We start from the raw sequence: 22670 nt of genomic DNA on the forward strand, positions 1-22670 counted from the left end.
CTGTTGTTCTTTGCGCCGCTCGGCGCCGAACGGGGAGAGTCAATGATGACTAGTCGCACCGCTGCACGCCGAATCCTGGCCACGATCGGTGCCGGGGCGATCATCGTCTCCGGTCTTGTCTTCGCACCGATCGCTACGGTGGCGGCAACGCCGACCGTAGCCCTGGTCGGAAGCTTGCAGAGCGAACTCGGCTGCAGCGAGGACTGGCAACCAGACTGCGCCGCCACCGAGCTCGCCCCAACGGGCACCGAGGGTGTCTGGGCTGCAGAGTTCACCCTTCCTTCGGGCAGTTACGACTACAAGGTGGCGTTGAACGACACCTGGGATGTCGCTTACGGACTCGACGGCGGCGGTGACAACATCCCGTTGACCCTCGCGGGCCAGAGCACCCTGCGGTTCACCTTCGACCTCGCGAAGAAGCGGGTCGGTCTCGAAGCGCTCTCCCTCGCCGGTCCGTACTCCGAAGCGGATGCCCCGCTCGCGGCCGCCCCCATCCGCGAAGCCGGCAGCGACGAGCAGTTCTACTTCGTGATGACCGACCGGTTCAAAGACGGCGACCCGACCAACAACACCGCCGGCCTCGGCGCCGATCCGCTTGTCTCGGGCTTCGATCCGACCAACAAGGGTTTCTACAACGGTGGTGACCTCGCGGGGCTCCGCTCCTCTCTCGACTACATCCAGGGGCTCGGCACGAGCGCCCTCTGGCTCACTCCGTCGTTCATGAACAACCCGGTACAGGGTGAGGGGGCGAACGCCTCGGCCGGGTACCACGGCTACTGGATCACCGACTTCACCCGAATCGACCCGCACCTGGGCACGAACGCCGAACTCGAGGCCCTCATCGCCGACGCGCACGCCCGCGGCATCAAGGTCTACTTCGACATCATCACCAACCACACCGCAGACCTGATCGACTACGCCGAGAAGAAATACAGCTACATCGACAAGGCCACCAGCCCGTACACGACCGCCGCCGGCGTCGCCTTCGATCCGGCCGACTACGCCGGCACGGCCGACTTCCCCGTGCTCGACACGACCTCGTTCCCCTACACGCCGGCCGTGACCCCGTCCAACACCAACCGCAAGGTGCCGGCCTGGCTGAACGACCCCACGCTCTACCACAACCGCGGCGACTCGACCTTCGAGGGCGAGAGCGCGCTCGACGGTGACTTCTCCGGCCTCGACGACCTGATGACGGAGAACCCGGCCGTCGTGAACGGCTTCATCGACGTCTACAAGACCTGGATCGACCTCGGCATCGACGGTTTCCGCATCGACACCGTCAAGCATGTCAACCTCGAGTTCTGGCAGACCTGGTCCACCGCTGTGCGCGACTACGCACACTCCAAGGGCAAGCCCGACTTCTTCATGTTCGGCGAGGTGTACGACGCGGACGCCGCCAAGACCTCTCCCTACGTGCGGGGGACCGACCTCAGCTCGGTCCTCGATTTTGGCTTCCAGTCGCAGGCCACGAGCTTCGCGGCCGGCAACTCGGCCAAGGGCCTCAGTCAGCTGTTCGCAAACGACGACCGCTACACGACTCCCGACTCCAACGCCTACGCCCTGCCGACCTTCCTCGGCAACCACGACATGGGCCGGATCGGCTCCTTCCTGAAAAGCTCCGACTCCCCGGTGCAGCGAGATAAGCTCGCCCACGAACTCCTGTACCTGACCCGCGGCCAGCCCGTTGTCTACTACGGCGACGAGCAGGGCTTCGCCGGCGTCGGTGGCGACAAGGACGCCCGCCAGTCCCTATTCGCCAGCAAGGTCACCGACTACACGAACCAGCCGCTGATCACCGGGGAGACGGCCGGGTCGGTCGACCGCTTCGGCACTGACGCCCCGCTGTATACCCACATCAGCGCCCTCTCTGCGCTCCGGAAGGATCACCCGGCGCTGGCCACCGGCGCGCAGATCGAGCGTTACACCGACACCGGAGCCGGCATCTACGCCTTCAGCCGGGTCGACCGCACCGAAAAGATCGAGCACCTCGTCGCCGTCAACAACTCGGCTGCCACCAGAACCGTCACGGTGCCGGCCCTCACCGACAACGCGGCCTTCTCCGTGCTCTACGGATCCGGCACCCCCGCCACCGCCACCGCCACCGGTGAGCTCTCGGTGACCGTACCCGCGCTCGGTTCGGTCGTGCTCGTCGCCGATATACCGGTCACGGCGCCGACTGCGGCCGCCGCGATCTCGGTCGCCGTCCCGACGGCCGGCGCCGGCGTATCCGGAGTCTCACCGGTCTCCGCCACGGTCGACGAGAGCACCTGGGCCGAGACCGGCTTCGCCTGGCGCGTAGTCGGCTCCCCGGACTGGACGGCCCTCGGTACCGCTGAAGACACCAGCCCGCGGGTTTTCCACGACACTGCCGGACTCGCACCGGGCACCCTGGTCGAATACCGCGCGGTGACCACGGATGCCGCCGGCAACCATGCAGCCGCCTCCACCTTCGCGTCGGTGGGCAATAGCGTCACCCTCACCGACACCGGCACGCCGCCGCCCGCCATCGACATGGTCACCGTGGCCGGCAGTCTCGACTCGGAGATCGGCTGTGCGGGCGACTGGCAGCCCGGCTGCGACGCTGCGAAGCTCACCAAGCGCGCCGACGGCATCTACGCCGGCACCTTCGACCTGCCGGCCGGCGCCTACGAATACAAGATCGCGATCAACGGTTCTTGGGACATCAACTACGGTGCGGGCGGCGTTCCGAACGGCGCAAACGTCGCCTTCACCGCCCCGGGCGGACCGGTCACGTTCTACTTCGACCCGCGCAGCAACTTCTTCCAAAACACAGCGCAGGGCCCGATCGTCGTAGCGGCCGGTTCCTTCCAGGAGGAGGCAGGGTGCCCCGGCGACTGGAAACCCGACTGCCTCGCCACGTGGCTGCAGGACATCGACGGCGACGGCATCCTCACCTGGAGCACGAGCACCCTGCCCACCGGCAGCTATGAGGGCAAGGTGGCGCACAATCTTGACTGGGCCGAGAACTACGGCGCAAACGGCGTGCCGAATGGCGCCAACATCGGCTTCAGCGTGACCGAGGGTAAGCAGACCACGTTCAGTTACGACCTGGCAAGCCACGTCCTCACCGTCCTGGCCACCGACCCGCCGCTCGCCGGTACCGGTCAGCAGCGCGCCCACTGGCTGGGCGAGAAGACGCTGGCCTGGCCGCGCGACCTGCTGCCGGTGAACGCTGATCCGGCCGACCTGGTCTACGCAATCCACTCCTCGCCGACTTCGACCCTGACACTCGCAGACGGCGCCGTGACCGGCGGCGACACGGTGAAGCTCGCCTACGACAAGACGGGCCTGACCGACGCACAGAAGAAGGCGTTCCCCGCTCTGGTGAACTCCGTCGTGCTGCGCCCGGTGGGCACCGACCGCACCGAAATCGAGCGGCTGCTCACCACGCAGCTGCAGGTCAGCCAGGCCGGCGCCGACGGCGCGCTGAGCGCGCTCACCGGGGTGCAACTGCCCGGCGTGCTCGATGACCTCTACGCGGATGCCGTCGCCTCCCGTCCGCTCGGTGTCACCTGGTCGAAGAAGCGGCCGACCGTCGCGGTCTGGGCGCCGACCGCCCAGAAGGTTGATCTGCTCGCCTGGACCGCCGGCGACGCCGCCGAAGCCGAGCGGGTCGCCCTGAAACGCCAGGCCGACGGCACCTGGACGACGACCGGCGCGAAGAGCTGGGCCGACGCCTCCTTCGTCTTCGAGGTCACGGTGTTCGCGCCGACCACAGGCAGGATCGAGGTGAACCAGATCACCGACCCGTACTCGGTGGCTCTGACGACCAACTCGACCCGGTCGGTGTTCGTCGATCTGGCGAACCGGGACTTCCGGCCCAAGAAATGGGAGCGGGCCGAGTCGCCCACAATCGACAACCCCGTCGACCGGTCGATCTACGAACTGCACGTGCGTGACTTCTCGATCTCCGACAAGACCGTGCCGGAGCCGCTCCGCGGAACCTACGGCGCGTTCGGCGTGGACAGCGCCGGAACCCGGCACCTCGCCGAGCTGGCGGATGCCGGCCTCAACACCGTGCACCTCCTGCCGACCTTCGACATCGCCACCATTGAGGAAGACCGCAGCAAGCAGGCCGTTCCGGCCTGCGATCTCGAATCCTTCGGACCGGCCTCGACGAAGCAGCAGGCCTGCGTGCAGGCCACGGCCGACGCCGACGGCTTCAACTGGGGCTACGACCCGCTGCACTTCCAGGCGCCGGAGGGCTCCTACGCGGCAGACCCGCGCGGTGGGGCCAGAGTGGCCGAGTTCCGCAGCATGGTCGGCGCCTTGCACGACGACGGTCTCCAGGTCGTGCTCGACGAGGTCTATAACCACACCGCGGCGAGCGGCCAGACCGCCAAGTCCGTGCTCGACAAGGTAGTACCCGGCTACTACCACCGGCTCAACCCGCTCGGCGCGGTCGAGACCTCGACCTGCTGCCAGAACGTGGCCACCGAGCACCGGCTGGCAGAACGGCTCATGGTCGACTCGGTCGTTCTCTGGGCCAGGGAGTACCGGGTCGACGGTTTCCGGTTCGACCTGATGGGTCACCACTCGAAGGAGAATCTGCTCGCCGTTCGCGCGGCCCTGAACCAGCTCACGCTGAAAAAGGACGGGGTGGACGGAAAAGCAATCTACCTCTATGGCGAGGGCTGGAACTTCGGCGAGGTCGCGAACAACGCCCTGTTCGAACAGGCAAGCCAGGGCCAGCTCGGCGGAACGGGCATCGGCACGTTCAACGACCGGTTGCGCGACGCCGTGCACGGCGGCAGCCCCGTCGACGGCGGAACGGTGCAGCAGCAGGGCTTCGGCACCGGCCTCGGCACTGACCCGAACGGGGCCGCAATTAACGGCACCACTCCGCAGGCGCTTGCCAGGCTGGCTCAGGCGAGCGACCTGGTGCGGCTCGGACTCGCCGCGAACCTCCGGGAGTTCAGCTTCGTGACCAGCGACGGCTCCGTGAAGCGCGGCGACGAGCTCGACTACAACGGTTCCCCGGCCGGCTATGCCGACCAGCCCGACGAGGTGATCAACTACGTCGACGCACATGACAACGAGACGCTCTTCGACCTGCTCGCCCTCAAGATGCCGGCCGACTCTGCCATGACCGACCGGGTACGGATGAACACCCTCTCCCTGGCTACCGCGACCCTCTCCCAGTCGCCGTCGCTCTGGCACGCCGGCACCGACCTGCTGCGCTCCAAGTCCCTCGATCGGGACAGCTACAACTCGGGCGACTGGTTCAACCGGATCGATTGGACCGGGCAGACGAACAACTTCGGGGTGGGCCTGCCGTCGGCGGCAGCGAACAAGGACAAGTGGGACATCCAGCGGCCTCTGCTGGAAGACCCGGCGCTCGTGCCGACCCCGGCCGATATCACGGCCGCGTCACACCAGGCGCAGGACCTGCTTCGGCTCAAGCAGTCGACCGAGCTGTTCCGGCTCGGTGACGCAAAGCTGATCACGCAGAAGCTGTCGTTCCCGGCGGGTGGACCGACCCAGGTCCCCGGGGTCATCGTTATGCGCATCGATGACACCGTCGGCGCCGACGTGGACCGTAAGCTGGACGGCCTGCTCACGGTGTTCAACGCGAGCCCGGAGCCGCAGACCATCCGTCTGGCGGACCTGGCCGGCAAGACGTACACGCTCAGCCCCACCCAGGCGAAGGGCACGGATGCCGTGGTCAAGACCACGACCTGGGACGCGGTCACCGGCACGATCACCGTGCCCGCCCGCACCGTGGCCGTGCTCGTCGACGACCAGCAGAAGCCGGGGAAGTAGCCGAGCCCGGTGGTGAGCAGGTCTAGAGGAAGGGTTCCTCGATGAGTGTCTCGGCCCGTTCCCACAGCTTTGCTGCCACGCCGCGATCACGCGACGTGGCAGTGGTCGCCTGCAGCGTTGGTGCACCGCGGGTGAGGAATCGCGGGCCGAAGTAGTCGCCGCCGTGGGCATCCGGGTCGATCGCGGCACGCACGGTCGTCCACGCGCCGTGGTGCTTGCCCTGCGCGCCGACGAGCAGTTGCAGGCCGTCGATGACCCGCTTGGCGGGCGTGAGATCGTTGATCCCCGGCACCGTGGGGGTCAGACCGGAGATGGAATAGCCGGGGTGCGCCACGAGCGACTGCACGGTACCTGCACCGGCGGCGCGCAGGCGGCGGTCGAGCTCGAAACCGAACACCTGCATGGCGATCTTCGACTGCGCGTAGGCCTTCCAGCCGTTGTACGTCGTGGCGAGCTGCAGGTCCTCAAGCGACGAGTCCATCAGCCGCGAGATCATCGAACCGAGTGACACGACCCTGCTGCCGGGCGTGCGGCGCAACGCCATGAGGGTGCCCGCAGTGAGCGCGAAGTGGCCGAGAAAGTTCGTGGCGAAGATGAGCTCGTTGCCGTCGAGGCTCACCTGGCGGTCCGCAGACGGGTGCACGATTCCGGCGTTGAGGATCAGCCCATCGAGGCGCGGCAAAGCGCGCAGCGTCTCGCTGACGTCTCGCACCGACTGCAGGTCGGACACATCGAGCTGCAACACAGAAACGGATGCCCCGGCCACGCGGGCGCGGATGGCCGCCGCCGCGGCATCCGCTTTCACAGTATTGCGGCAGGCGAGCACGACGTGGGCGCCCGTGTTGGCGAGTTGCTCGCTCGTGAAATAGCCGAGCCCGGCGTTGGCTCCGGTGACCACGAACGTCTTGCCGGCCTGGTTGGGCAGCGAGAGTGGGTTCCAGGTCATCGGGTGGAGACTACAAGGCCGCGCTGGGCGCGTGCGCGGTCGGTGGGTGGGGCACCGGGTGCGATACGGCACCCGTCGGCGCCGCTCCAGTAGCCGGCGTCGGGGGCTGCGCCGCCTCGCCACCGGCAATCTTCACGTGGTGGTGAATCACCTCGGCGATGATGAAATTCAAAAACTTCTCGGCGAAGGCCGGGTCGAGGTGGGCCTCTTCGGCGAGGCCGCGCAGGCGGTCGATCTGCATGAGTTCGCGCGCCGGGTCTGCGGCCGGCAGCCCGTGGGCCGCCTTGAGCCGGCCAACCTGTTGGGTGAACTTGAATCGTTCGGCCAGCAGGTGAATGAGCGCGGCGTCAATGTTGTCGATACTTTCGCGAATGCTGTGCAGTTGCTCAATCGCAGCCGCGTCGGCGTCGGCGGGTAATTCCTCGTGTACGGCCATACTTTTACGATAATGCATACGACCGTTGCGCCCTCAAACGGATGCCGCCGTCTCCCGGCCGCGCGATCCGAACGAGCCCAGCCGCAACCGTTTCTGCGTGAGCAGAATGCCGAGCAACACCAGGAGCGCCCCGGCCGGTTCGTGCCAGGAGAACGTTTCGCTCAGCACGAGCACCCCGAGCACCACGCCGACCACGGGCGTCACATAGGTCACCGTGGACGCATTGGTCGGGCCCCAGGCGCGCAGCACGTTGATGTTCCAAATGTAGGCCAGGCCGGTACCGAGCGCGCCCAGCGTGAGAAGGCCCAGCACGATCGGCAGCGTCAACTGCACCGGGCTCCACGCCAGAACCGGGGTCAGCAGCAGCATGATTCCGCCCGCAATGCCGATGTTGAGAAAGGCAAACGTCGACGCTGCGATCGGCCGCCCACTCAGAAAACGGCGGGTATAGCCGAAGGTGAAGCCGTAGCAGACGGCAGCGCCGAGGCAGGCGAGCTGTCCCCACAGGTCACCGGTGAGCGAGGAATACTGCCAGGGGCCAATGATCACGACGACGCCGACGATGCCGAGCACGACTCCGGCGACCTGCGCGCGCACGAGCGTCTCGACCCGAAAGGCGAGGGTCGCCATCAACGCTGTCATGATCGGGGTGACCGCGTTGTAAATGCTCGCCAGACTCGATGAGACGTACTGTTCGGCCCAAGCGAACAGCAGGTGCGGAATGACGCATCCGCTGATCGCAATCACCAGGAAGTGCAGCCAGACCACGCCCTCCTGCGGCAGCACTGGCCCGTTGTTGATGCGCGGACGATTCATCAGCACGATCAGCCCCAGGGTCAGGCCGCCGAGCACGAGCCGCGACCAGGCGATCTGGCCGAAGCTGACGCCATCGAGGGCGATCTTCATGAACAGAAAGCTGGAGCCCCAGATCAGCCCCATCCCAAGAAATTGCACGGTGACGAGGGTCTTGCCGGCGGCAGGCGTAGGGGGCACGTTCCGAGCCTATAGGCGGCGTTGCCGAGTGCGGGCCCACGGGAGCGCAACGCCTGAAAGCGCCGAGATGCCTGGCGGCGCCTACTGCGAGGTGTCGGCCCCGGCGTTGCGCTCCGAGTCCGTTGCGGAGCCCGGCGCCGCTCCGGTGGTACCCGTTGCGCCCGGGGCCCGGGGCGCGCTCCCGGAGGACGGACGGCGATCACCCTGAGGGCCGCCACCCTGAGGGCCGCCACCCACGATGGTACCGCTCGGGCTCGTCGGGCGCAGGCTCCGGTACGTCACGAAGCGCTCCTCGAATGCGTCGAGGCGGGCCCGCAGCCCGGCGCGCACGGCCGGCCACTCGTCGGCGAGGATCGAGTAAACGGCGCTGTCCCGCCAGGTGCCGTCGGCGCGCGGACGATCACGGCGCAGGATGCCCTCGAAGGTGGCGCCGATGCCGAGGATGGTGGCGCGGGAACGCGTGTTGATGGCATCCGCTTGAATTTTGACCCGGCCGAAGCCGTTCTCGAAGGCGGTGCCGAGTACGAGCAGTTTGGTTTCGGCGTTGACGGCGGTGCCCCAGACGCGCGGATCGTACGCGGTCCAGCCGAGGTGGATCGACTCGTTGACGACATCGATGTCGCCGAGCGTGGTCGTGCCGACGACATCGCCGTCGTTTGGGCCGCCGAGCAGTCGCACCACATAGGGCAGGCCTTCCCACTGAAAGTAGTCGTGCGCCCACTTGATGAAGCCGTCAACATCACGGTGCAGTGCGGCCGGGCCGCCGCCGTAGCCGGCTGCGAACACGTCGGGGTGTGCGATGGCGCGCGCAAGGTCGGGCAGCACCGCACTACCGAGCGGTTGTAACTGCACAAAACGACCGGTCAGGGTCAGGGAATGGGGTCTTACGGCGCTCACTCGATTAGTGTGACAGGTCAAAGTGAGGAATTGTTCACAAAATGTGCGAGCCGGGCACATTGGGGGCCCGGCCGGTGATTCAGATCAGTCGATCAGATCAGTCGATCAGATCGTGACGCACCACGATGGCTTCGCGGTCGGGGCCGACACCGATCGCCGACACGCGCGATCCGCTCATCGACTCCAGGGCGAGCACATAGTTCTGCGCCGCGTGCGGCAGCTCCTCGAACGTGCGAACATCGGTGATGTCCTCGGTCCAGCCGGGAAAGTTTTCGTAGATCGGAACGGCGTGGTGAAAGTCGCTCTGCGAGACCGGCACGTCTTCGACACGCACGCCGTCGACCGAGTAGGCCACGCAGACCGGAATTTCGGCCAGACCGGTGAGCACGTCGAGCTTGGTCAGCACGAAGTCGGTGACGCCGTTGATGCGCGCGGTGTAGCGGGCGATCGGAGCGTCGTACCAGCCGCAGCGGCGCGGGCGCCCCGTGGTCGTGCCGAACTCGACGCCGTTGGCACGCAGGTATTCACCTGACTCGTCAAAGAGTTCGGTGGGGAACGGGCCGCTGCCGACGCGCGTCGTGTACGCCTTGACCACACCGATGACACGGTCGATGCGGTTCGGGGCAATACCGGAACCGGTCACCGCGCCGCCCGAGGTGGCGTTCGATGAGGTAACGAAGGGGTAGGTGCCGTGGTCGACGTCGAGCATGGTGGCCTGGCCGCCCTCGAACAGCACGGTCTTGCCGGCGTCCAGCGCCTGGTGCAGCAGCAACGCGGTGTCGGTGACCATCGGGCGCAGGCGTTCGGCGTAACCGAGCAGCTCGGTGACGATCTCCTCGGCCTCGATGGCACGGCGGTTGTACACCTTGACCAGCATGTGGTTCTTCTGGTCGAGGGCTCCCTCAACCTTCTGGCGCAGAATGTTCTCGTCGAACAGGTCTTGCACGCGGATGCCGACACGGTTGATCTTGTCGGCGTAGGCCGGGCCGATGCCGCGCCCGGTGGTGCCGATCTGGCGCTTACCGAGAAAACGCTCGGTGACCTTGTCGAGGGTGCGGTGGTACGCGGTGATGACGTGCGCGTTGAGGCTGACCTTGAGCCGGGAGACGTCGACTCCACGCTCGGAGAGGGCATCGATCTCTTCAAAGAGCACCTCGACGTCGACGACGACGCCGTTGGCGATGACCGGGGTGACCCCGGGGCTCAGAATGCCCGACGGCAGCAGGTGCAGCGCATATTTCTCGTCGCCGACGACGACGGTGTGTCCGGCGTTGTTGCCGCCATTGAACTTGACGACGTAGTCAACCCGACTGCCGAGCAGGTCCGTGGCCTTACCCTTGCCCTCGTCGCCCCACTGGGCTCCGATGAGTACGATCGCGGGCATTTAGTCTTCTCCTCGAATAACAAAGGCTTCGGTGGGCGGTGCTGGGTCGAAACCCGGGCTGCCGGTGTGCAGGGTGGCGATAATCGACATGGCGCTCGCATCGGCATCCGTCAGAAAAGCCGTGAGGCGGGAGACTTCGTCGGGCTCGCCGATCTCTTCGGCACTGCGGCGCAGTGCGAACAGGGCGCGGAGCACACCGCGGTTGGGTTCGTGGTGCCACGGAATGGGGCCGTGGCCACTCCAGCCGGCCTTGCGCAGGGCGTCGAGTCCGCGGTGATACCCGACCCGGGCGTAGGCGTACGACTCGAGGATGCGACCCTCGGCGTGGGTGGCATCTGCCAGTTCGGCCCAGGCGAGCGATGAGGTCGGATGCACCCGCACGACGCCGGCGATCTCGCTCCTCACGGTTCGGCGCAGGGCCTCGAGCACCTCCGGTTCCGCGGGAAGAAGGGTCTCGGGCTCTGAAATCAAATTTTCGCCGGTCACACTCAATCCTACCAAGCCCGGGTCGGTCGCCCCGAGCGCCGGGCCCGAAGCCCGAAACGGGACCAATCAGGCTGGGCTTTGCTGCCGGGCCGCGACTCGCCACCCACCGTTGACGAACAGGTACGTCGTCGACATGTTGAGCTCGGCCACGACCTCTCCGCGCCGGGCGATCGCCCGGTAGACGACAACGCCGGCATGTTCGCCGAGGCGAATGATGGCGGGCTCGTGAATGCCGTAGCTCTCCCACGGAGCCGCCTGGTCAAAGTAGGCGGTGACCTGATCGCGGGTGATGACCGCACCGGGCACGATCATCAGGCCGTCGTCGGTCATTTCGCGCTGATAGTACGCGCCGCCGTGGCCGCTCAGGATGGCCTGCCATCCGGCGTTTTCCTCGTGCAGGAGCCGGGCCGGAAGATCGTCAGTGATCGCAGTCATACCGTCACGCTAGCCCCAAACCGTAACCGAATGCAGAAAAGATTCGTGAAGGAGCGCTCAAACCGTAAAAAAGTCAGAACCGGTGCTGGACCACCCAGGAATGCATGGTCACGGCCGCGGCGGCCGAGGCGTTGATCGACCGGGTCGAACCGAACTGGCTGATTTCGACGATGGAATCCGCGGCGGCAATGGCCTCCTCCGACAATCCAGGGCCTTCCTGGCCGAACAGAAGCACGCAGCGTTCCGGAAAGCTGAAGGTTTCGATAATAACGCTGCCCGGCACGTTATCGATCGCGATCACGGGCAGCGACTCATTGGCACACCAGTCGACGAAAGCGGCGACATTGTTGTGGTGCAGCACGTGCTGGTAGCGGTCGGTGACCATGGCGCCGCGCTTGTTCCACCGTCGGCGGCCGATGATGTGCACGGTGTCGGCACCGAACGCGTTGGCGCTGCGCACGATCGAGCCGATATTCATGTCGTGCTGCCAGTTCTCAATGGCCACGTGAAACGGATGTCGATGCTCGTCCAGGTCAGCCACGATCGCGGCCATGTTCCAGTAGCGGTAGCGGTCGATCACGTTGCGGGTGTCGCCGTGCTCGAGCAGGTCAGCGTCGTAGCGGTCCTCGCCCGGCCACTCCCCCGGCCACGGACCGACGCCGTAGGTCGAGCGCTCGGGTGTGGAGTTATCTACTGCTGGCGCTGGATCTGTCACTACCTAACCGTATCCTGCAATTTGCGGTCGAAATTGGGGTTTCGGTCCCCCTAAATTCTGGCTATGGTTTCGGTATGACTAAAACGGATGCCCCGGTCCACGACCGCGTGCTCTCGCAGGCTCCCACCACGGTCGCCTCCAGCCGGCTGCTCTGGCTGCTCGGGCCGGCACTCGTCGCCGGGGTCGCCTACCTCGACCCCGGTAATGTCGCGAGCAACATGACCGCCGGCGCCCGCTATGGCTACCTGCTGGTCTGGGTGGTCGTGGCCGGGAACGTCATGGCCTGGCTCATCCAATACCTCTCGGCCAAGCTCGGCATCGTCACCGGGGCGAGCCTGCCCGAGATTCTCGGGGTGCGCATGAAACGCCCCACGGCCCGGCGGCTGTATTGGATCCAGGCCGAACTGGTCGCGATGGCCACCGACCTCGCCGAGATCATCGGCGGGGCGGTCGCCCTCAACCTCTTGTTCAACCTGCCGCTCATCTGGGGCGGCGTGATCACCGGAACCATCTCGATGATCGTGCTCATGGTGCATTCGCGCCGGGGACCGCGCATTTTCGAACGCGTCATCATCGCCCTCATGCTCATCATCACCGTTGGATTCACCGCCGGCGTGTTCTTCGCACCGCCCGAGGCCGGCGGGGTGCTCGCCGGAATGGTGCCGCGGTTCGAGGGCTCCAACTCGGTGCTCCTCGCCGCCTCGATTCTCGGGGCCACGATCATGCCGCACGCCATTTATGCGCATTCTTCGCTCACCCGCGATCGCTTTCCGGAATGGCAGGGCGTGGTCGCCACCCGCCGACTGCTCTGGGCCACGAAGTGGGACGTCACCATTGCCATGGCGATTGCCGGCACGGTGAACCTGGCAATTCTGCTACTCGCGGCATCCGCTTTGCAGGGTGTGGACGGAACCGACACCCTACAGGGTGCCTACGCGGCGCTCAAGGACACGCTCGGACTGGCGATCGCAACAACGTTCGCCATTGGGCTGCTCGCCTCGGGCCTCGCCTCGACCTCGGTCGGTGCGTATGCCGGGGCCGAGATCATGCACGGCCTGTTGCACGTGCGCATTCCGTTGCTGCTGCGCCGACTGGTCACGCTGATTCCGGCACTGTTCATTCTCGGCGTGGGATTCGACCCGACCCAGGCCCTCGTGCTCAGCCAAGTGGTGCTGTCGTTCGGCATTCCGTTCGCGCTGATTCCGCTGGTCTGGCTCACCGCCCAGCGTGGCCTGCTCGGCACCTTCACCAACCGGTGGTTCACGACCGCCGCGGGCGTCATCTGCGCGCTGGCCCTGGTCGCGCTCAACGTCGTACTGCTCGTGCTCGTGTTCACCGGCGCCTGACCCGGCTACCCTGAAACAGATATGACGTACACGACAGGCGCGGCCGAGGATTACCTCAAGACCATCTATTCCCACACCGAGTGGCAGAGCGACCTGATCACCCCGTCGGCGCTCGCGGTGCGACTCGGCGTGGCACCGTCATCCGTGACCGAAATGGTCAAAAAGCTCGCCGCGAACGGGCTCATCACCCACATACCGTATGGGCCGCTGGCGCTGACGGATGCCGGCCGGCTGCGCGCGACCGCCGTCGTGCGGCGGCATCGCCTGATCGAGACCTGGTTGGTCGGCGACATGGGCTACGACTGGGATCAGGTGCACGACGAGGCCGAGATTCTCGAGCACTCCATTTCGGATCGCCTGCTCGAGGCCATCAACGCCCGGCTCGGGTTTCCGGCGCACGATCCGCACGGCGATCCGATTCCGGCCGCCGATGGAACCGTGGTTCGGCCGCCGGCGATGCTGTTGGCGGCGGCCACGGTGGGGCACCGGGCAACCGTGCTGCGCATCAGCGACCGTGACCCGGCCGTGCTGCGCGAGCTCGCCGCCGATCTGATCGGGCCCGGCACCGACTTCACCCTCGCGGCGCCACTCACCATCGTGTTAGCGGATGGCCAGAGCCGGCTGGTCACACCGGCTGCGGCAGCGTCGATCTGGGTCACCGTCTCGGCCTGAATTGTTCAAAATGTCGTCACACATGCTCATCCGCGCTCTGGATCTTCTCGGATCTTAATCGTGGTCAAACCGAAGCCAGCAGCCTGGGGAATCGGTTCTCGAGCCGGCACCAGCGTTGTCGAGGAGGCTCCCGAATACCACAGCGTCGGCCACCTTCGGCGGGCGGATGCCACGGCCGCGATTATCGGCAGGTTGCGGCGGGCCTGCCCCCTCTCGTCGGGGAAGCCACGGGAGGCATGCTCAGCCAAACACTTCGCCACCACCCCGCCCGGCGGGTGCCTCGCCGTCTTGTTGTTGGGTGTTCTCGACGAAGCCACCGGGTCAGGCATCTGGTGGAGCGAGCGTGCCGACCACCACATGCCCATCCTGCTCAGCACGGAAGGTCCCTTCGCCAAGTCGGAGGATTTGAATGAGCCCGCTGAGCCCCGGCTCAGCGGCCCTGCACACAACCCGCGTGGGAACTACATCTCGCGCACGCCGCGCGAGTCCGGTCGCGGTGCCCCGCGTCTGGTCCAGCGCAACCGTGCTTGCCGGGCGCCATCAGCGCGGACGGAGTGCGGAAAGATACTGCGCGTCTCGGAGCGGCGCGGACGGCCGGGAAAGAGGTCGCCGAGGCGCACCATGGGCACGAGCTTGGCGATCGCGAGCGTCGCGTATATGACCGTGTTCACCGCCACGAAGGCAGCGAGAACGGAGATGAACGGGGACTGCAGCACCGACTCGGGAAACAGGATCCCCGCCGGTAACAGCATCAGCTCGCACCCGACATCTGGCTCCGGTCAGGTAGCTCCCCGCCGGCAACGGCGGGCTGGGCGTCAGCACCGGGGCCCCAGGAGCCCTGTCGGCCGCGGGTGATGTCGATGATCCCCTTGATGTAGACAAGGTTGAGGAACATGTCGAAGAGCAGCTCCGGTACCACGGTCACGGCCAGCAGCCGCGCCGGCCAACCGCCGTTCCAGGCCGACACCACACGTTCGGTCATGAAGACGGCGCCCAGGCCCAGCCAGAACGGGAACCAGATCCACACATCCAGGGCGAGCAGGGTGATCAGAATGAGGGAGAGGAACGAGGTCAGGGCGATGACGCTGTACCCGATCCCGAGTTGCTGTGCCCAATACCGCAGGGTCGGCGGCGTAATGCCGTAGGCACCGATGTTCTCCAGGGCTCCGCGCTGCCAGCGCAGGCGTTGCACCCACAGGGCGCGCAGGGTGGGCATCACCTCGGTGACCACTGTGCACGCGGCCGGGGAGGTGATGAGCGCGCCGAGCGTCTTCAGCGCAATGGTGAGCTCGTTGTCCTCGGTCAGAGCGTGGGTGTCGTAAACGTCACCCCCTGTGCCCGGGATGCTGCCGCCGCGATTGCGCGCGACCTCGCGCAGCGCCCGGGACCGGAACATCGACGCTGTTCCGGTGAGCACGAACACCTTGCCGCGGCGGCGATTCAATTGTGAGGAGTAACGGACATATTCGTTGCGCTGCATCTGGCCGAGCAGTCCCGCGCCGGGTTCCCCGTAGAACAGACCCCCGATCGCCATCAGTGCCCGGTCGCCCTCGAAGCGAGCGACCCCGCTCTTAAGAAAGCCGGCGTCCAGTGTCGTGTCCGCGTCAAGCACCATAATGATGTCGTTGTCGCCCTGATCGGGGAGGATGATAGAGAGCACCTGGTTGAGCGCGCCAGCCTTCTTCTGGGTGTTGCCCTGAGTCTCGTAGACCTCAAGGCCGAAGCTGCGGGCGATGGACGCGGTGTTGTCGGTGCAATTGTCAGCGACCACGATGACCCGCTCCGGCCGGTGAGACTGGGTCAAGAGCGAGGTCAGGGTGGCTGGCAGCGATGCCTCCTCGTTGTAGGCGGGAATTAGAACGGTGAACGACACCGGGCCGGCGAAGACATGCCGTGTCGCCGCCATCACAATCTTGGGAGCAAGCGGAGTCCTGGCGGCGTTCGAGGACCGGCGCGACCGGTTAGTCACGCGCCATTCCAGCAGGTTGAGGCCCGCGGCGAAGAATACCGCCACGGCGATCGCCGCCACGATCACGCGAGGGGCGGGTGTATCTAGGGAGTAGAGGAAGGTCCAGATGCCGAACATCTCCTCGCCCAGCACCCGGCCGGCCTCCGGCGTATCCACGCTGACAGCGATCCAGAGCAGGGCGGCGCCCCCGGTCACCATCGCGGCCACGACCAACCCCACCGTACGATTGAACATCAATACTCCCCTAGGTGCGCTAACAGTAGGCACTCAAACTGGGGAAAAACTGTGCAATTTCTTCTGCGGACGACCCGGTCAAGGCCCACGGTGCCGAGGACGTTCAGTCGGGTCGCTGGCGGCGTGCCGTGCCGTGCCGCTGCGCGGGGCTCCTGCCAATACGCGGGGCTGCGGAGACTGGCATCCGTCGAATGGCATCCGTCGACTGGGAGCGCGTCACCCGCAGGGACGCAACCACTCCCGCGCCACCATCTTCCGCCACCTATCCAGCACCAAACCCAGCGCTGAGCGCCAACCACTGTTCCGCTACGTACCGATCCTGCGGATGCGTCAGCTGTTCTCTGTCTCGATATGCGGGTCAATTGATCCAATCGCCAAAAAGGGGCGACTGTTCCAGTACTGACCGTGTGCTGTTTTGCGCTGTTGACGGGGCTAGGTGCCGATCATCAACGCGGCGACAACTGCTACAGGGATGACATGAATGGCAATCAGGTCGCCGCAAAGTAGTGCGACGACAACGGTCCACGCGAGTAGCCAAGCTTGAAAAATGTGGTCGACGTCGTGCCAACGCCTCATGTACCAGTCGTTACCGGTGCCGTGGCCACGGAACCGGCGGGTTCCGCACCTTCTCAGCCTCGAAATCCTTAGAACGCACTAAACATGTGGGAAGACGTCAGCTTCGCCGCACCACGGAGAACGCCGGGTCATCAGCGTCATTCGCGACCGGATGATCAAGCGACCAGAGATGCCGTCCTGGCGAACCCGGGGCTATTGATGGCGGGTATTGATGGCGGGTATTGATGGCGGGCACCCCCCTGGTGTGTGCGCACGAACACCAAAAAGCACCCTCAGTTTTGGATGCGATCAAAGCCCAGCTCCTACCTGCACACGTCCGGGCCGTTTCCTTCCGGCCGGGGCAACCCGACCTGACGCGTTGCCCAAAGCGGCGCAATCGCTGACCGGGCGGCTGAACCGGATGACCACCTATCCCCGACACAGGCAGAGATCGAGGGACACGCAGGCCACCCCGTCGAAACGCTCTTCTCTTTTCCTGCCGCTGCAATACCGGCATCCGCCTCGAAGACGACCCGCCATGCCGCCCGCCTATCAGGAAGGCTCGCCAGCCCAAGAGCCCGAGTACTCAACATTGCCAGCGCGCCAGCTGACATCACGTTCGCCTCAACCGCGCCACCAGAAAAATTCAGCGAGTGCCCCCTGACGCTCCGTACTCCTCTCAGTGTGCGCGTTCATCGCATACTCACCGAGTCAGGCATCTTGTCACCGTGGCGAAACTTCGCGCGGCTAGGCTGGAACCCACAACGAACAGGAGCGCCTGATGGCACGACGCGACGAAATCGAATGCTGGCTCACCGACATGGACGGTGTGCTCGTGCACGAGAACCAGGCCCTCCCGGGGGCGGCAGAACTGTTGCAACAGTGGACCGACTCCGGCACACCATTTCTCGTGCTCACCAATAACTCAATTTTCACGCCGCGTGACCTGAGTGCACGGCTGCGCTCAAGCGGGCTGAGCGTGCCCGAGGACCGCATCTGGACCTCGGCGCTCGCAACGGCGGACTTTCTGAAGTCACAGGTCTCCGGCGGCACCGCCTTCGTGATCGGTGAGGTCGGCATCACGACCGCGCTGCACGAGGCCGGGTTCATCATGACCGAGACCAACCCCGACTACGTTGTCGTCGGCGAGACGCGCAACTATTCCTTTGAAGCGATCACCAAGGCGATTCGACTTATTTTGGCCGGGGCGCGGTTCATCGCGACGAATCCGGATGCGACCGGGCCGAGCAAAGACGGCCCGACGCCGGCGACCGGCGCGATTTCGGCGCTGATCTCGAAGGCCACCGGCATGGCGCCCTATGTCGTCGGCAAGCCCAACCCGATGATGTTCCGCTCGGCGATGAACAAGATCGGCGCACACTCGGAGAACACCGGCATGATCGGCGACCGGATGGATACCGACATCGTCGCGGGCATCGAGGCAGGGCTGCACACGATTCTGGTGCTGACCGGCATCAGCGACGAGACCGAGATCAATCGCTACCCATTTCGCCCCGACGAAATCGTGGCCGGTGTGCACGAGTTACTCGCCGCCGAACCGATCGAGAGCGACGAGATCTAGCTCGCCGCGCTCGCGCGGCCGAAAGCCGCACGCGCGGCGTACGAGGCGGCACCCCCCACATTGTTGTGGGTCCGTCTGAGGTCATGCGGCGGGGCCGGCACCCCTGATGCTCGCGGTGAGCGGTTCGGCCGAGGCTCGGCTCACGAAGCAGTAGTAGTTGCGCGGGCCGTCGGTCCACTGTTCTTCGGTGATCGGGTAGCTGCCCTGCATCTGGAGGTTCGGGTAGGCGCCCGCCGTGGTCAGGTCGAGGATGCCGGGTGTCGTGCACAGCAGGTTTATCTGGGCGGCGAGTGCGGCCTCGCCCGGAAACACCGTGGTCGCGTCGCCGCCGAAGTCGCCGCGGTAGACCAGCTGGGCGGTGTGCGCGGCGGCGCAATCGACGACTGTGAAGTCTTCCTCCCACGCCGAGGCATACGGTTCGAGGCACTCGCCACCGAACAGGGTGTTCCACTCGTGCAGACCGGAGGGCTGCACGGCAGTAATCTCCGCCGCTGGGGTAGGCGTGGGGGTCGGAGTCGGGATGGCCGACGCCGAGGTAGTGGGCGGAGCGACCGGCACCGGGCTGGCCACGAGTCGCTGGCCGAGATAGAACAGCCCCACGAGCACGATGAGCGCGAGCAGCCCGACGGCCGCCCAGATCAGGGCGGCCTGGGTCACTCCGGGAGCGCCGCGCCCTGATCGGTGACGGCTCACCACCGCGGTGCCGTCTGGTGCCACTAGTTGAGCCCCAGGTCCCCAAGGGTGATCGCGGCGAAGTACGGGTAGCCGGCGGCCTCGATCACTTCGCGGGCGCCGGTGTTGCGGTCGACCACGACGGCGACGCCGGCGATCTCGGCGCCGACTCTGAGCAGGGCTTCGATGGCGGCGAGCGGGGATCCGCCGGTCGTCGAGGTGTCTTCGAGCACGATCACGCGCTTGCCGACGAGGTCGGGGCCCTCGACCTGGCGGCCGCGGCCGTGGTCCTTTGGCTCCTTGCGCACGACGAACGCGTCGTAGCTCGCGCCGCGGGCGGCGCCCTGGTGCATGACGGCGGCAGCGATCGGGTCGGCGCCCATGGTCATACCGCCAACAGCAACGACATCGGGCACGTTTTTAATAAGGTCCAGCATGACCTGGCCGATCAGCGGGGCAACCCGGTGATCGAGGCTCACCCGGCGCAGGTCCACGTAATACGTGGCCTTCTTGCCACTGGTGAGAACGAAGTCTCCGTGAAAAACGGCCTCGGCCGAGATGAAGTCGATGAGTTGCTGCCGTGTATCAGTCACGGTTGCCAGTTTAGGGCATGCCCACGCCGCTCACCCCGGCCGCCAAATGTCGCGAGAGCCTGAGGCGGGGGCGGGGTTGTAGGCGGGGGCGGCGAGTGTTCCGGGGTGGGCGCCGCGCACTTTTCGCGGTGGTCCCCGAAAAACCCGAATGTTCCAGCGAGGAGCAGGTGAGCCTGTTCCCGCTATCCCACCCGGTATCGCGCGAAGGAGAGGGCAGGAGCTAGAAGATGCGAACCAGGTTCTGACGCTCGGTCTGACGGTAGCCATCGCGATGCACCTCGACGACGAGGGCGGCGATAGAAGCAACAGAGACGAGCAGGATGGCGATGAGGACGAACACGAGATGCCTTTCGAAGGAGGTGGGGTGGCCCGGCACGGAGGCGACATTGCTCGTGTATGACTCTTCCATCTGACCACTCCCAACCGTGCAGCACAATCGCATTGTTCTGCATACATCGTGTAGATTTTCTACATGGACGTGCAGCGACTCGAACTCCTCCGCGAACTCGCCGATCGCGGTAGCGTCACGGCGGTCGCCCTCGCCACCCACCGCACCCCCTCGGCCGTCTCCCAGCAGCTCAAGGTGCTCGAACGAGAAGCCGGCCTGCCCCTCACCCAGCGGCAGGGTCGCGGCCTCGTACTCACCGACGCGGGCCGCGCCCTGGCCCGCAGTGCAACGGATGTCGCGGTGTCGCTCGCGAAGGCCACCGCACTCTGGGACGAATTTCGCAACCAGGCCAGCGGCGAAGTGAGCCTCGTCACCTTTCCCACCGCCGGCCAGATGCTGCTGCCCGGCGTCATCAAGAAACTCGGCGCCGACCTCGTGCTCAACTGCGCCGACGAAGACCCCGAACTGAGCGACTTCCCCGCGTTCACGGCCGAGTACGACATCGTGCTTGCCCACTCGATGAGCGGGCAGCTGTCCTGGGCCGGCCGGGGCCTCACGGTCGTTCCGCTCATGACGGAGCCGCTCGATGTGGGGCTGCCGGTGGGGCATCCGCTCGCCGATCGCGTCTGGGTCGGCCCGCGCGATCTCGTCGGGGAGACCTGGATCGGCGTGACCGACGGCTATCCGTTCGAGCGTATTCTGCACGCGATCGAACAGGAGGCCGGTGCACGCCTGTCGATGTCGCAGCGCTTCGCCGACCTCGCCCTGATCGAATCGTTCGTGATTGCCGGGCTCGGTATCGCGCTCGTGCCGCGCTACACCTCCGGCGGCGGCCAGCCCGGCCGCCTCGTGCTCAAACCGCTGCGCGGCATCGAATCGGAGCGGCAGATCGTTGCGCTCATGCGCCCTGACCGCGCCGAACGCCTTGCCGTGCGCACCGTCATAGAGGAACTCCAAGCCGAAGCTGCGCGGGTACAGCAATCCCACACCGAGCCATAGGGCCGCGAGAGCGAGCACACGGTTGCCTCGACCATGCACAAGCAACCGTTTACCCGCTCTCGCGGTTTGAACCTACTGGTTCTGCGGGAACCCGAGGTTGATGCCGCCGTGGCTCGGGTCGAGCCAACGACTCGTCACGGCCTTCTCGCGGGTGAAGAAGTTGATGCCGGCCGGACCGTAGGCCTTCGCGTCACCGAACAGGGAGTTCTTCCAGCCACCGAAGGAGTGGTATGCCACCGGAACGGGGATCGGCACGTTGATGCCCACCATACCGACCTGCACCTCGTTCTGGAACCGGCGAGCGGCGCCGCCGTCGTTGGTGAAGATCGCCGTGCCGTTGCCGTACGGGCTCGCGTTGATGAGGTCGAGGCCCTCGGTGTAGCTGTCGACGCGCACTATGGAGAGCACCGGGCCGAAGATCTCGTCGATGTAGACGGCCGAATCAACGCTGACGTTGTCGAACAGGGTGGGCCCGAGCCAGAAACCGTCGGCAGCGCCGTCGACTTCGATGCCGCGACCGTCAACCACAACGGTGGCGCCATCCGCCGTGGCGATGTCGATGTAGCTTGCCACCTTGTCGCGGTGCACCTCGGTGATGAGCGGGCCCATGTCGCAGCCGCGGGTGCCGTCGCCGACCTTGAGGCCGCTCATACGCTCGGTGATCTTCTTGATGAGCTCATCGGCGACGGGCTCAACCGCGACGATCACGCTGATGGCCATGCACCGCTCGCCGGCTGATCCGAATCCGGCGTTGACCGCGGCATCCGCTGTCAGGTCGAGGTCAGCGTCGGGCAGCACGAGCATGTGGTTCTTGGCCCCGCCGAGTGCCTGCACACGCTTGCCGTGCTTGGCTGCTGTTTCGTAGATGTAACGGGCGATGGGAGTCGACCCGACGAACGAGATTGCCTGCACATCGGGGTTGACCAGCAGAGCGTCGACGGCTTCTTTGTCGCCGTGGACGACGTTGAACACGCCGGCGGGCAGGCCGGCCTCAGCGAACAACTCGGCGAGCCAGTTAGCGGCCGATGGGTCTTTCTCGCTCGGCTTGAGCACGACGGTGTTGCCGGCGGCAATCGCGATCGGAAAGTACCACAGCGGAACCATCGCCGGAAAGTTGAACGGGCTAATGATGCCGACGACGCCGAGCGGCTGACGCAGCGTGTAGACATCGACGCCGGTCGAGACGTTTTCGGAGTAGTCACCCTTTGACAGGTGCGGCATGCCGAGGGCGAATTCGACGACCTCGAGCCCGCGAATGATCTCGCCGAGGGCATCCGAGGTCACCTTGCCGTGTTCGGCGGTGAGGATGTCAGCCAGGTCACCCTTGCGCGCATTGAGCAGCTCGCGAAAGTTGTACATGATGGTCTGGCGCTTGGCCTGGCTGGTGTCGCGCCACTCGGGGAACGCGGCCTGGGCGATCGCGACGGCAGCGTCGAGATCGGCTGCTGTGGCCAGGGTGAGGTTCTTGGTCACGAGCCCGGTAGCCGGGTTGTACACCGGGGAGGTGCGGGTGGAGGTGCCGGCGAACGGTGCCCCGTCGACCCAGTGAGTGAGGAGCGATACTGCGGTGGTGACAGTCAT

20 protein-coding genes are annotated in these 22670 nt (G+C 66.0%); 5 read left to right on the forward strand and 15 right to left on the reverse strand.

Features of this window, described 5'->3' with window-relative positions:
* Positions 1–42 precede the first annotated feature (42 nt).
* A complete protein-coding gene (gene pulA, locus IWX77_RS11385) occupies positions 43–5787 on the forward strand; it encodes a pullulanase-type alpha-1,6-glucosidase (RefSeq protein ID WP_196844630.1) in 5745 nt (1914 codons plus the stop codon).
* A gap of 22 nt (positions 5788–5809) precedes the next feature.
* On the opposite strand, the gene IWX77_RS11390 is transcribed toward pulA, so the two are convergent.
* The 8 genes from IWX77_RS11390 to IWX77_RS11425 form a co-directional block, all read right to left on the reverse strand.
* Positions 5810–6733 (reverse strand): SDR family NAD(P)-dependent oxidoreductase, encoded by a 924-nt coding sequence (locus IWX77_RS11390; protein ID WP_196844631.1) that lies wholly within the window; start codon positions 6731–6733, stop codon positions 5810–5812.
* Between the two features lie 10 nt (positions 6734–6743).
* The gene (locus IWX77_RS11395) at positions 6744–7169 is read right to left on the reverse strand and encodes a chorismate mutase (RefSeq protein ID WP_196844632.1); all 426 of its coding nucleotides are present in this window, start codon (positions 7167–7169) and stop codon (positions 6744–6746) included.
* Positions 7170–7202: 33 nt separating this feature from the next.
* Positions 7203–8108 carry a DMT family transporter gene (locus tag IWX77_RS11400; protein WP_196844676.1) on the reverse strand — a complete coding sequence of 302 codons (906 nt, stop codon included), beginning with the start codon at positions 8106–8108 and terminating at the stop codon, positions 7203–7205.
* Between the two features lie 135 nt (positions 8109–8243).
* A complete protein-coding gene (locus tag IWX77_RS11405) occupies positions 8244–9059 on the reverse strand; it encodes a GNAT family N-acetyltransferase (protein ID WP_327012182.1) in 816 nt (271 codons plus the stop codon).
* 97 nt (positions 9060–9156) lie between these two features.
* Positions 9157–10443, reverse strand: a complete 1287-nt coding sequence (locus IWX77_RS11410; protein WP_196844634.1) for an adenylosuccinate synthase — start codon at positions 10441–10443, stop codon at positions 9157–9159.
* Entirely contained in the window at positions 10444–10929 is a 486-nt protein-coding gene (locus tag IWX77_RS11415; RefSeq protein WP_196844635.1) for a DUF3151 domain-containing protein, read from the reverse strand. It lies immediately after the preceding gene.
* 66 nt (positions 10930–10995) lie between these two features.
* Positions 10996–11364 carry a nuclear transport factor 2 family protein gene (locus tag IWX77_RS11420; protein ID WP_196844636.1) on the reverse strand — a complete coding sequence of 123 codons (369 nt, stop codon included), beginning with the start codon at positions 11362–11364 and terminating at the stop codon, positions 10996–10998.
* 73 nt (positions 11365–11437) lie between these two features.
* Entirely contained in the window at positions 11438–12079 is a 642-nt protein-coding gene (locus tag IWX77_RS11425) for a TrmH family RNA methyltransferase (RefSeq protein ID WP_196844637.1), read from the reverse strand.
* 74 nt (positions 12080–12153) lie between these two features.
* Between IWX77_RS11425 and IWX77_RS11430 the strand changes: the two genes are divergently transcribed.
* Entirely contained in the window at positions 12154–13425 is a 1272-nt protein-coding gene (locus IWX77_RS11430) for an Nramp family divalent metal transporter (RefSeq protein ID WP_196844638.1), read from the forward strand.
* Between the two features lie 21 nt (positions 13426–13446).
* On the forward strand, positions 13447–14097 hold the full coding sequence (locus IWX77_RS11435; protein ID WP_196844639.1) for a metal-dependent transcriptional regulator: 651 nt from the start codon (positions 13447–13449) through the stop codon (positions 14095–14097).
* A gap of 461 nt (positions 14098–14558) precedes the next feature.
* Here IWX77_RS11435 and IWX77_RS11440 read toward each other — a convergent pair whose 3' ends face one another.
* The 3 genes from IWX77_RS11440 to IWX77_RS11450 form a co-directional block, all read right to left on the reverse strand.
* Positions 14559–14849: a hypothetical protein gene (locus tag IWX77_RS11440; RefSeq protein ID WP_196844640.1), complete on the reverse strand. Its 291-nt coding sequence runs from the start codon at positions 14847–14849 to the stop codon at positions 14559–14561.
* On the reverse strand, positions 14849–16300 hold the full coding sequence (locus tag IWX77_RS11445; RefSeq protein WP_196844641.1) for a glycosyltransferase family 2 protein: 1452 nt from the start codon (positions 16298–16300) through the stop codon (positions 14849–14851). Before IWX77_RS11445 ends, IWX77_RS11440 begins: the two co-directional genes overlap by 1 nt.
* Positions 16301–16732: 432 nt before the next feature.
* Positions 16733–16876 carry a hypothetical protein gene (locus IWX77_RS11450; protein ID WP_196844642.1) on the reverse strand — a complete coding sequence of 48 codons (144 nt, stop codon included), beginning with the start codon at positions 16874–16876 and terminating at the stop codon, positions 16733–16735.
* Between the two features lie 760 nt (positions 16877–17636).
* Between IWX77_RS11450 and IWX77_RS11455 the strand changes: the two genes are divergently transcribed.
* On the forward strand, positions 17637–18437 hold the full coding sequence (locus tag IWX77_RS11455; protein ID WP_196844643.1) for an HAD-IIA family hydrolase: 801 nt from the start codon (positions 17637–17639) through the stop codon (positions 18435–18437).
* 81 nt (positions 18438–18518) lie between these two features.
* Here IWX77_RS11455 and IWX77_RS11460 read toward each other — a convergent pair whose 3' ends face one another.
* The 3 genes from IWX77_RS11460 to IWX77_RS11470 all read right to left on the reverse strand — a co-directional run bounded on the left by IWX77_RS11460 (position 18519) and on the right by IWX77_RS11470 (position 20111).
* Positions 18519–19094: a hypothetical protein gene (locus tag IWX77_RS11460; protein ID WP_196844644.1), complete on the reverse strand. Its 576-nt coding sequence runs from the start codon at positions 19092–19094 to the stop codon at positions 18519–18521.
* Positions 19095–19153: 59 nt separating this feature from the next.
* Positions 19154–19702, reverse strand: coding sequence for an orotate phosphoribosyltransferase (pyrE, locus tag IWX77_RS11465; RefSeq protein WP_196844645.1), 549 nt, complete (start codon positions 19700–19702; stop codon positions 19154–19156).
* 220 nt (positions 19703–19922) lie between these two features.
* Positions 19923–20111 carry a hypothetical protein gene (locus IWX77_RS11470; RefSeq protein ID WP_196844646.1) on the reverse strand — a complete coding sequence of 63 codons (189 nt, stop codon included), beginning with the start codon at positions 20109–20111 and terminating at the stop codon, positions 19923–19925.
* Positions 20112–20174: 63 nt separating this feature from the next.
* On the opposite strand from IWX77_RS11470, the gene IWX77_RS11475 reads away from it, so the two are divergent.
* Positions 20175–21089, forward strand: coding sequence for a LysR family transcriptional regulator (locus tag IWX77_RS11475; protein ID WP_196844647.1), 915 nt, complete (start codon positions 20175–20177; stop codon positions 21087–21089).
* A gap of 72 nt (positions 21090–21161) precedes the next feature.
* Here the strand turns inward: IWX77_RS11475 and IWX77_RS11480 are convergent, their stop codons facing one another.
* Entirely contained in the window at positions 21162–22670 is a 1509-nt protein-coding gene (locus tag IWX77_RS11480) for a CoA-acylating methylmalonate-semialdehyde dehydrogenase (protein ID WP_196844648.1), read from the reverse strand.

The organism is Cryobacterium sp. CAN_C2 (assembly GCF_015751745.1).
Taxonomy (GTDB): domain Bacteria; phylum Actinomycetota; class Actinomycetes; order Actinomycetales; family Microbacteriaceae; genus Cryobacterium.

What these genes read in the sequence shown, in the direction of transcription:
- IWX77_RS11475 (WP_196844647.1), top strand. Translation starts at nt 20,175, where the DNA reads ATGGACGTGCAGCGACTCGAACTCCTCCGCGAACTCGCCGATCGCGGT.
- IWX77_RS11470 (WP_196844646.1), bottom strand. Translation starts at nt 20,111, where the DNA reads ATGGAAGAGTCATACACGAGCAATGTCGCCTCCGTGCCGGGCCACCCC.
- IWX77_RS11450 (WP_196844642.1), bottom strand. Translation starts at nt 16,876, where the DNA reads ATGAGGCGTTGGCACGACGTCGACCACATTTTTCAAGCTTGGCTACTC.
- IWX77_RS11455 (WP_196844643.1), top strand. Translation starts at nt 17,637, where the DNA reads ATGGCACGACGCGACGAAATCGAATGCTGGCTCACCGACATGGACGGT.
- IWX77_RS11400 (WP_196844676.1), bottom strand. Translation starts at nt 8,108, where the DNA reads ATGGGGCTGATCTGGGGCTCCAGCTTTCTGTTCATGAAGATCGCCCTC.
- pulA (WP_196844630.1), top strand. Translation starts at nt 43, where the DNA reads ATGATGACTAGTCGCACCGCTGCACGCCGAATCCTGGCCACGATCGGT.
- IWX77_RS11390 (WP_196844631.1), bottom strand. Translation starts at nt 6,733, where the DNA reads ATGACCTGGAACCCACTCTCGCTGCCCAACCAGGCCGGCAAGACGTTC.
- IWX77_RS11445 (WP_196844641.1), bottom strand. Translation starts at nt 16,300, where the DNA reads ATGTTCAATCGTACGGTGGGGTTGGTCGTGGCCGCGATGGTGACCGGG.
- IWX77_RS11395 (WP_196844632.1), bottom strand. Translation starts at nt 7,169, where the DNA reads ATGGCCGTACACGAGGAATTACCCGCCGACGCCGACGCGGCTGCGATT.
- IWX77_RS11420 (WP_196844636.1), bottom strand. Translation starts at nt 11,364, where the DNA reads ATGACTGCGATCACTGACGATCTTCCGGCCCGGCTCCTGCACGAGGAA.
- IWX77_RS11430 (WP_196844638.1), top strand. Translation starts at nt 12,154, where the DNA reads ATGACTAAAACGGATGCCCCGGTCCACGACCGCGTGCTCTCGCAGGCT.
- IWX77_RS11435 (WP_196844639.1), top strand. Translation starts at nt 13,447, where the DNA reads ATGACGTACACGACAGGCGCGGCCGAGGATTACCTCAAGACCATCTAT.
- IWX77_RS11410 (WP_196844634.1), bottom strand. Translation starts at nt 10,443, where the DNA reads ATGCCCGCGATCGTACTCATCGGAGCCCAGTGGGGCGACGAGGGCAAG.
- IWX77_RS11480 (WP_196844648.1), bottom strand. Translation starts at nt 22,670, where the DNA reads ATGACTGTCACCACCGCAGTATCGCTCCTCACTCACTGGGTCGACGGG.
- IWX77_RS11440 (WP_196844640.1), bottom strand. Translation starts at nt 14,849, where the DNA reads ATGCTGTTACCGGCGGGGATCCTGTTTCCCGAGTCGGTGCTGCAGTCC.